Below are 9,417 nucleotides of genomic sequence, written 5' to 3' on the forward strand. Positions count from 1 at the left end.
GCCAGTGGGTGTGGGACTTCCACGTGGAGGGCGACACGGACGCGGGCGACGGCCCGCTGCCCCTGGGGCGCCGCCTCCACGACGTAAGCGATCCCGCCACCGCCTGCCCCACCCCCTTCCGCGTCTTCGCCCTGCCCGGCGGCTCCCTCGTCCGGGCGCACGCGCACTTCACCAAGTCCGGGGCGTTCGCGGTCACTTGTTGGGACATCACGGATCAGACGTCATGACGGGGTCCGGACCGGGCCTCACTCAGGAGAGCTCATGAAGATCACGTACCTCCTCGGCTGGGGCGACGAGATGGGCGGCACCGAGCTGGCCACCTACACCCAGGCGCAGCATCTGGCGGACCGGCACGATGTCGAGGTCATCTCCGTCTTCCGGACCCGCCCCGAGCCGTTCTTCCCCGAGGCCCGCAGCCTCCCCGTCCGCTATCTGGTGGACCGCACCGCGTCCCCCGAGCGGCCCGTGCGCGGCTCGCGCCTCGACGAGGCGGCGTGCCGGACCCTGGCCGCGCTGCCCAGCGAGCTGATCAGGCCGTCCTGGGAGCCCGCGTTCGACCGGCTCTCCGACATCGAGATGGCCGCCGCCCTCGCCACCCTGGACACCGACGTCCTGGTCACCACCACGCCCGCCCTGATGGCCGCCGCCGTCGAGCTGCTCCCCGCCCATGTCGTCACCGTGCACCAGGAGCACCGCCCGACCCAGCGCCGCGGCCCCTCCGGCGAACCCCTGCTCCTTCACGCGCCGCGCCTGGACGCCCTGGTCACCCTCACCGACCGCACCCGTGACTGGATCGCGGAGTCCCTGGGCGCCACCGCCCCCGAGCTCACGGTCATCCCGAACGCCGTGCCCGACGGCTTCCGGCCGCGCGCCGACGGCGAGAGCAAGGTCATCGTCATGGCCGCGCGGCTCACCGGCGAGAAGCGCGTCGATCACGCCGTACGGGCCTTCGCCGAGCTCGCCGACGCCCATCCGGACTGGACGCTGCGGATCTTCGGCGGCGGCCACCGCGAGCAGCAGCTGCGCCGCCTGGTCGACGGCTTCGGCCTGCAGGACCGCGTCGAACTCCTCGGCCCCTGCCAGGACATGGCCGCCGAGTGGGCCAAGGCGGGGCTCAGCCTGATGACCGCCGGGCACAACGAGGCGTTCCCGCTGGTGCTGCTCGAGGCGCTCGCGGCCGGCGTGCCCGTCGTCGCGTACGACGTCCTGACGGGGCCCGCCGAAATCGTCAGGCACCGCGTGGACGGACTGCTCGTACCGCCCGGCGAGGTGGGTGAACTGGCCGCCGCGATGCGCGGGTTGATGGGCGACCCGGAGACCCGGCGCTGCTACGCCCGTGCCGCGCGCGAAGGCGTCTACGCCCGTTTCTCCTCCGCCGAGGTCACCGCGCGCTGGCAGGAGCTGTACTCCCGGCTCGTGGCCCGCCGTGCCGCCCCCGAGCGGCTGCGGGACCGGGCGGACCGGGTGGCGCTCGGCGTCGCGTCCGGCGGCAGCCGCTTCCGCCCGACGACCCCGTACACCCTGGACGCCGCCCCCGACGCCGACGAGCGCGCCCGCGAGGACGAGATCGCCGCCGCCGACACCGGCGGCCTGCTCATCCGCTCGGTGGGCCGCCTCGCCGAGCGGCGCGACGACGTGCTCGCGCCCGACATGAGCGACTGGAACCTCGAACTCACCGCCACCGCCCTGGAGGCGCAGGACATCCCCTACGTCCTCGTCCGCACCGACGGCACCGCGCACACCCTCGCCGTGGCCGACGACGAGCGCGACGGCGCCCTCAAGGCGCTCGCCGGGTCCCTGCACGGCCAGCCCGTCTACGCCGAACTGGTCAACCCGCGCGACGCGGCCCCCGGAGTGGTGCTCGCCGAACGCCTCGACCGCATCGGCGAGGTCGCGGGCGTCAGGGTCTTCAAGCCGGTGACCACGACGACGCTCTCGCTGCGGCACGGCGCCGGCCAGGCCTGCACGGTGGCGTTCTGGCCGCGCCTGGACCCCGGGTCCGACACCCGCCGCGCCCCCTTCGACACCACCCTCGCCGGGGCCGAACTCCCCTCGCTCACCCCCACCGCGACCCTGCGCGTCGCCGGCCGCACCTACCCGACCCTCGATGTCTTCGCCCAACTCCTCATGGGCGACGTCGACTTCCCCGTCGACGCGGTCTACACCTGGGTCGACGACTCCGACCCCGAGTGGCGCGCCCGCCGCGAGGCCGCGCTCGGCGGCCCCGACGACGGCTCGTCCGCCGACCACGGCGCGGTCCGCTTCCGCAACCGCGACGAACTCCGTTACTCACTGCGCTCGTTGGCGATGTACGCCCCGTGGATCCGGCACATCTACCTCGTCACGGCGGGCCAGACGCCCTCCTGGCTGAACGCGGACCACCCGGACGTGACGGTGGTCGACCACCGCGACCTCTTCGCCGACCCGGACGCCGCGCTCCCCACCTTCAACTCGCACGCCATCGAGAGCCAACTACACCGCATCGAGGGCCTGTCGGAGCACTTCCTCTACTTCAACGACGACATGTTCCTGGGCCGCCCCACCACCCCGGACACCTTCTTCCTCAGCTCCGGCACGGCCCGCTTCTTCTGGTCCACGGCCTCCGTGCCCGCCCTTCCGGTCTCACCGGACGACGAGGGCTATCTGGCGGCGGCGAAGAACAACCGCGAGCTGCTGCGCCGCGAGTTCGGCAGGACGGCGACGCACAGCTTCTTCCACGCGCCCTACGCCCTGCACCGCGGCGTCCTCGCCGAGCTCACGGAGCGGTTCGCGGACGAGCTGGAAGCGACCGCCCGCAGCCGGTTCCGCTCGAACGGCGACCTCGCGCTCGTGTCGTCCCTGCACCACCACTACGCGTATCTCACCGGCCGCGCGGTGCCGGGTGAGATCACGTACGACTTCGTGGACATCGGCAGGCGCGAGGACCACTCCCGCCTGGGCCAACTGCTCCAGAGCAGGGCCAAGACGGCCTTCTGCATCGGCGAGTCCCCGGACAGCGAACTGTCCGACGAGGAGATGGCACTCGCCGTCCGGTCCTTCCTGACCGCCTACTTCCCCGTCCGCTCGCCCTACGAGCGGGGCGCCTGACCTTCGAGGAACAGCCGCCGCACCACCCGCCCGGCGGCGCCCCCGTCGTCGTACGGACAGAACCGCTCGCGGAACGCGGACCGCAGACCCGCCGCCTCCTCCCCGTCCCAACTCCCGCCCCGGAACAGCTCGATCAGCTCGCCCTCGTTCGTGGCGACGGCTCCCGGCGTCTCCCCCGGCCGCCCGGAGAGCAGGTCGAAGTACGTGCCGCGGGCGAGGCGGTACGCCTGCCAGTCGGGGGCGTACGTGACGATCGGGCGGTCCAGGCAGGCGTAGTCGAACATCAGCGACGAGTAGTCCGTGACCAGGGCGTCGGCGGCCAGGCACAGGTCCTCCACGCGCGCGTGCCCGGTGACGTCGATGAGCCGGGGGTGTGCGCGCAGGCCCGCTTCGGCGCCGTAGAAGTAGTGGGCGCGCACGAGCACGACGTACGAGGGGCCGAGCGCGCGCACGAAGCGCTCCAGGTCGAGGCGGGGCAGGAAGCCCTTCTGGTAGTCGCGGTGGGTGGGCGCGTAGAGCAGCACCGTCCGGCCGTCCGCGACCCCCAACTCCTCGCGGATCCTGACGACTTCGCTCTCCCCCGCCGTGAAGTAGACGTCGTTGCGCGGATAGCCGGCCTCCAGGGACTCGTACGACGTCGAGGGGTAGACCCGCTCCCAGACCTCCGTGGAGTGCGGGTTGGCGGAGAGGCTGAGGTCCCACTGGTCGGTGTGGTCGAGGACCTTCTGGAAGCTGATGCCGTGCGTGCCGGCCGGGTAGCGGCGCTGGTCCAGGCCCATCTTCTTGAGCGGGGTGCCGTGGTGGGTCTGGAGGTAGACCTGGCCGGGGCGTTTGGTGAAGCCGCCGGGGAAGCTGGAGTTGTTGATCAGGTAGGTGGCGCGGGCCATCGTCTGCCAGTAGCTCCGTGAGCCTTCGATGACGTACTCGACGCCGTCGGGCACCCGGTGCTTGTTGCGGCTCGAGACCACCCACACCCCCTTGATGTGCGGGGCCAGTTCGCGGGCCTTGGCGTGGATGGCGGCCGGATTGCAGGAGATGCCGCGGTTCCAGTACGCGCCGTACACCGCGAGCCGCGGGTCGAGGGGGCGGCGCAGGTCGGTGGCGTAGGTGACGCGCATGGCGCGGGCGCGGAGCTTCTTCTTCTGCCGCTTGAGCTGCCGGGCGACGCCCCCGCGCCGGGAGGCCCGCTTGCGCTGCGTCTCGTGGGCGGCGTACGAGGCGGCGGCCAGGGCCTGCTCGCCCGCGGCGGCGGGGGGCGCGGTCGCGTAGGTGCGGTACAGGCGGGACGCCGCGCGGAAGAAGTCGCGGCGGTCGCCCGGCGCGATGCGGCCGGGGTCGTCGAGCACGGCGAGCAGATGCGCGGCGGCGTGCGGCAGGAGCCGCTCACGGCCTGCCGGGTCGGCGGCGGAGAGCAGTTCCTCGTAGCGCCCGACGACCGCGAAGTGCGCCCGCCCCGGCGACTTGGCGAAGCTGCCGCCGCGCCGCTCGCGCCAGCGCACACAGGGCTCGTCGAGCGCGGCGACGCGGGCGCCCGCCGCGAGGGTCGCGCGGTGTACGGGGATCACGTCCTCGTAAGGACCGTCGCTGAACGTCAGGCGGTGCCGCTGCCAGAAGACGCGCCGGAAGACACGGTTCCAGGCGGCCACGGTGACGGCCACGGGGTCGCCGGTCAGGTCGTCGCCGCCCGCGCGCACGTTCTCCCACCAGTCGACGCGGTCGTGGCCAGTGAGCAGCACGTCCGGGTCGTCCGCGCGGTCGAGGGCGGCCGCGATCGCCTCGAGGGCGCCCGGCAGCAGCAGGTCGTCGCCGTCGAGGAAGAGGAGGTAGGTGCCGGTGGCGCGGTCCGCGCCGATGTTGCGGGCCGGTCCCGCACCGGCCTGCGCGGGGGCGCGGACGAGTTGCACGCGCGGGTCGCGCTCCGCACACTGCGCGGCGATCGCGGCGGACGCGTCGGGCGACGCGTCGTCCACGACGATCAGCTCCAGGTCACCGAAGCTCTGGTCAAGCACGGAGTCCAGGCATTCCCGCAGGTAGCCCTGGACGCGATGGGCGGGGACGACAACCGAGAAGCGCGACATGGGCACTGACGGTAGCCAGCTGGACACGGCCTGTCGAAGACCCTCCCTCACTCATTGGGGTGAAGCAGGGCAAAGAAATTGACGAGAAAGGGCTCGGAGGGGGCAAAGGGGATGAATACGCCCGTATTCCCATGATTGCTCCCATGCTTACTCCCATCCCTGGGAGCGTACGAAAGGCCGGTCGCCGTGCAGCCCCGTCTCAGCGTGGTCGTGCCCATCTACAACGTCGAAGACTTTCTGGAGGAGTGCCTGGAGTCGATCGCCGGGCAGACCATGGCCGACCTGGAGGCCGTGCTCGTCGACGACGGCTCGACGGACGGCAGCCCGCGGATCGCGCGTGAGTTCGCCGCGAAGGATCCGCGGTTCGTCTATGTGCGCCAGCCGAACGCGGGGCTCAGCGCGGCCCGCAACACCGGGGTGCGCCGCGCGACCCCGACCGCCGAGTACCTGACCTTCGTCGACAGCGACGACATCGTCCCGCACGACGCGTACGCGCGGATGACCGCGAGCCTGGACTCCACCGGGTCCGACTTCGCGAGCGGCAACGTCTGGCGTCTTGGCGAACGCGGGCGGCAACAGGCCTGGCAGTACAAATGGCTGACCGAGCCCCGCTCGCGCACCCACATCAGCCGCGACCTGGACCTCCTCGCCGACCGCGTCGCCTGGAACAAGGTCTTCCGCCGCGCCTTCTGGGACCGGCACGCCTTCACCTTCCCCGAGGGCAAGCTCTACGAGGACACCCCCGTCATGATCCCCGCGCACTTCCTCGCGGACTCGGTCGACGTGCTGAGCGACCACGTCTACTACTGGCGGGTGCGCGAGGGCTCGATCACCCGGCGGCGCACCGACGTCAAGGGCGTCCGCGACCGCATCGCCGCCTGCGCGCACGTCAGCAGGTTCCTCGCCGAGCACGACCCCGAGATGCGCAGGACGTACGACATCTCCTGCCTGCGCGACGACTTCGTGTACTTCCTCGAGGGACTCCCGATGGGCGGCCCCGAGTACCGCGCCGCGTTCATGAAGGACGCCGCCGCGTTCGTGCGCCGCGCCGATCCGGGTGTCCTCACCAGACTTCCGGTCGCCCTGCGCGTCAAGTGGCATCTCGTACGCGAAGGACGCACCGAGGACCTGATCGACCTGCTCACCTTCGAGCAGCGCAACGGAAGTGCCTTCCAGGTCCGCGGCGTGCTGCGGCGCAGCGCCGCGTACCCGAAGAGCTCGGGCGGTCACATCCGGGTGCCGCAGGAGCTGGCCCGGCTCGGGCGGCGCGAGCTGCCCGTCATCTCCCGGGTGAGCGAGGCGAGTTGGGGCGACGACGGGCTGCTGCGGATCAGCGGTTACGCGTATGTGCGCAACCTGGAGGCGACCCGCCCCGGCCACTCCGTCAAGGCCGCGGTCCTCAAGTCGGCGCACAGCAAAGGGCAGTTCAGGAAGGTCGCCACGCGGACGGTCGCCGCGCCGCAGGCCACCGAGAACTCCCGGCAGCAGCTGCACTGCTACGACCTCTCCGGGTTCGAGCTGACCATCGACCCGGAGCAGCTGAAGACCGGCGGCGCCTGGCGTCCGGGGAACTGGCTGCTCGGCGTGGTCGTCGCCGGCCACGGCTCGGTGCGGCGGGCGGCCGTGCGCCCGCTGGACGGCTCGGCCGCCCAGTCCGTCGTACGCGAACTGGGCGACGGGCTGCGCCTCGTCCTCGGCTTCAGCAAGAACCGTCTGGTCCTTCGCATCCAGGATTACGTGGCACGGGTGGACGCCCATCACGCGGACGGCGACGACGTGGTCCTCAGCGGCCATCTCCCCAGCCATCTGCGCCCGGCCGCCCTGCGCCTCACCCACAAGCACTCGGCGGCCGAGTTCGACTACCCCGTGACGCTGACCGGCGACCGCTTCGACGTCCGGGTGCGCCTCGCGGACCTGGAGGGCGTCGCGCCGACCCCGCACCTCGCCCCCAAGGGCGTCGAGCCCCCGCACGGCGACCGCTGGCAGGCCAACCTGGTCCTGCCGGACGGCAAGCTGAAGTCCCTCGCGGCGGTGCTCGGCCTGCCACCGGGACGGTACGCCTCGCGCGCGGGCCGTGAGCTGTGCGCGTCCGCCAACGACCAGGGCCAGCTGGTCGTCGAGCTGACCCGGCAGCCGATCGCCGACCGGATCGCCTGGGGCGCGGACGGCACCCTGACGCTCGAGGGCACGCTGGCCGACGCCAGCTGGGGCCCCGCCGAACTCGTCCTGCGGCACAGCGGCCGCGACGAGGAGCTGACGGTGCCGGTGGAGCGCACCGCGGGGCGCTTCCGGGCGGTGGTCGCGCCGGGGGGCGGGGCGCTGCGGGAGGGACGGTGGTACGCGTTCCTGCGGGAGCGGGACACGACGCGGGGCGGGGCGCACGACGAGGACGGCACCCCCGTGCGGCTGCTCGCCTCCGTCTCCGCCGCCTTCCCCCTCCACCAGACCGTCGACGGACGGGAGTTCACCGTCGACCGGCGGTTCGGTGACCGGCTGCTCGTCGAGGCGGGGTCGGTGCTCGCGCGCGCCGAGCGCGGGGCCTACCGGCAGCACCGGCTGCGTACCGCGCACTATCCGCACCAGCGCGCCCGGCCGCTGCGCGAAGCGGTGCTCTACTTCGACGGGGACTCGCCGCGCGCGGTCCACGAGGAGCTGGTGCGGCGCGGCGCCGACGTGGAGCACCTGTGGGTCACGCACGACCAGCAGACCCGCGTACCCCTCGGGGCGAAGGGCGTGGAGGAGCACAGCGCCGACTGGTACGAGGCGCTCGCCCGCTGCCGCCGCATCGTCACGGCGGGCCATCTGCCCGACTTCTTCGAGCGCCGGGACGGCCAGACCGTCGTACAGACCTGGAACGGCGCGCCCCTCAAGCGCATCGGCACCGACCTCACCGACACCCTCTACGCCGACCACGGCCACCTCGACCTGCTGCCCAGGCTCTCCCGCCAGTGGGACGTGCTCGTCTCCCCCAACCGCTTCTCTACGCCCCACCTGGGACGCGCACTCGCCTACGACGGCGAGGTCCTGGAGGCGGGCTCCCCGCGCAACGACATGCTCTTCGCCGACGACCGCGACAAGACCGCCGAGCGCGTCCGCCGCGATCTCGGCATCGGGCCCGGCAAGCGGATCGTCCTGTACGCGCCGACCTACCGGGACCATCTCGCCTGCTCCCCCGGCCGGTTCCGCTACGAGCCCGCGCTCGACCTCCGCGCGGCGCGGGACGTGCTCGGCGACGACCACGTCCTGCTCGTACGCAAGCATCCGCTGACGGCTGGCCGCCTGCCGGGAGCCGACGCGCCCTTCGTCCGCGATGTCTCCTCGCATCCGCGCACGGCCGAACTGCTCCTGATCGCGGACGTGTTGGTGACGGACTACTCCTCGCTGATGTTCGACTTCGCGCACACCGGCCGCCCGATGCTCTTCCACGCCTACGACCTGGAGCACTACCGCGACACGGTCCGCGGCTTCTACCTCGACTTCGAGACCCGCGCCCCGGGACCGCTGCTCGCCTCCACCGGCGAGGTCGTCGAGGCCCTGCGCGACCTGGACGCCATCACCGCACGGCACGCGGAGGCGTACGCGGCGTTCCGCGAGGCCTACTGCGACCTCGACGACGGGCGGGCCGCGGCCCGTGTCGCGGAGAGGCTGATGCGATGACCGCCACGACGACCACGCCGACCGGGGGCCGCACCCGGCGGCCGCTGCGGGGCGCGACGGCCCTGTACGGCGGCAGGCGGTGGCGGCCGAGCCCGTACTTCGTCTTCGGCGGTCTCTTCTGGCTGGTGATGTCGCTCGCCTTCTGGCGGGTGCCGATGTGCTGCGACTTCGGCCAGCACGCGGCGGTCGTGGAGCGCCTCAAGGCCGATCTCCTGCACCCCCGCCACCCGATGGCGGACCTGCCGGGCGCGGGCAGCCCGTACTACTCGCCGTACGCGGTGGCGCAGGGCGCCTTCGCCCGCCTGACGGGCCTCGCGGGCTGGGAGGTCGTGAAGCTGGCGGGACCGCTGAACCTGCTGGTGCTGCTCACGGGCATCGGCCGCTTCGTGAAGGTCCTGACGCCCCGTCAATGGGCGCCGGTGTTCGCCCTGTTCGCGATGGTGGTGCTGTGGGGCACGCGGATGGCGTGGTGGAGCGGCTATCTGGGCCTGATGTCGATGACGGGCAACCTCGCCTACCCGTCGACGTTCGCGATCGGCCTGGCGTTCTGGGCGTGGGCGTGGGCGGGGTCGCCGGCGGGGTCGCCTCGGGGGGT

3 protein-coding genes and 2 pseudogenes are annotated in these 9,417 nt (G+C 72.6%); 4 read left to right on the plus strand and 1 reads right to left on the minus strand.

All coding sequences use genetic code 11. From position 1 onward, the window contains the following. Both E2651_RS44345 and E2651_RS36790 read left to right on the plus strand, forming a co-directional pair. Positions 1-227, plus strand: a pseudogene (locus tag E2651_RS44345) (hypothetical protein); the annotation flags it as partial. A 34-nt stretch (positions 228-261) separates the two neighbouring features. After that, entirely contained in the window at positions 262-3,087 is a 2,826-nt protein-coding gene (locus E2651_RS36790; RefSeq protein ID WP_135335612.1) for a stealth conserved region 3 domain-containing protein, read from the plus strand. On the opposite strand, the gene E2651_RS36795 is transcribed toward E2651_RS36790, so the two are convergent. After that, a complete protein-coding gene (locus E2651_RS36795) occupies positions 3,069-5,165 on the minus strand; it encodes a bifunctional glycosyltransferase family 2 protein/CDP-glycerol:glycerophosphate glycerophosphotransferase (protein WP_135335613.1) in 2,097 nt (698 codons plus the stop codon). The genes E2651_RS36790 and E2651_RS36795 overlap by 19 nt on opposite strands. A gap of 186 nt (positions 5,166-5,351) precedes the next feature. Here E2651_RS36795 and E2651_RS36800 point away from each other — a divergent pair, with 186 nt between their 5' ends. Next, complete coding sequence (locus E2651_RS36800; protein ID WP_135335614.1) at positions 5,352-8,822, plus strand: CDP-glycerol glycerophosphotransferase family protein; 3,471 nt, start codon at positions 5,352-5,354, stop codon at positions 8,820-8,822. Continuing rightward, positions 8,819-9,417 (plus strand): annotated as a pseudogene (locus E2651_RS36805) (hypothetical protein); the annotation flags it as partial. The gene E2651_RS36800 and the pseudogene E2651_RS36805, both read left to right, overlap by 4 nt.

Origin of the sequence: Streptomyces sp. MZ04, from assembly GCF_004684775.1 — a bacterium.
Taxonomy (GTDB): domain Bacteria; phylum Actinomycetota; class Actinomycetes; order Streptomycetales; family Streptomycetaceae; genus Streptomyces.

What these genes read in the sequence shown, in the direction of transcription:
- E2651_RS36790 (WP_135335612.1), top strand. Translation starts at nt 262, where the DNA reads ATGAAGATCACGTACCTCCTCGGCTGGGGCGACGAGATGGGCGGCACC.
- E2651_RS36795 (WP_135335613.1), bottom strand. Translation starts at nt 5,165, where the DNA reads ATGTCGCGCTTCTCGGTTGTCGTCCCCGCCCATCGCGTCCAGGGCTAC.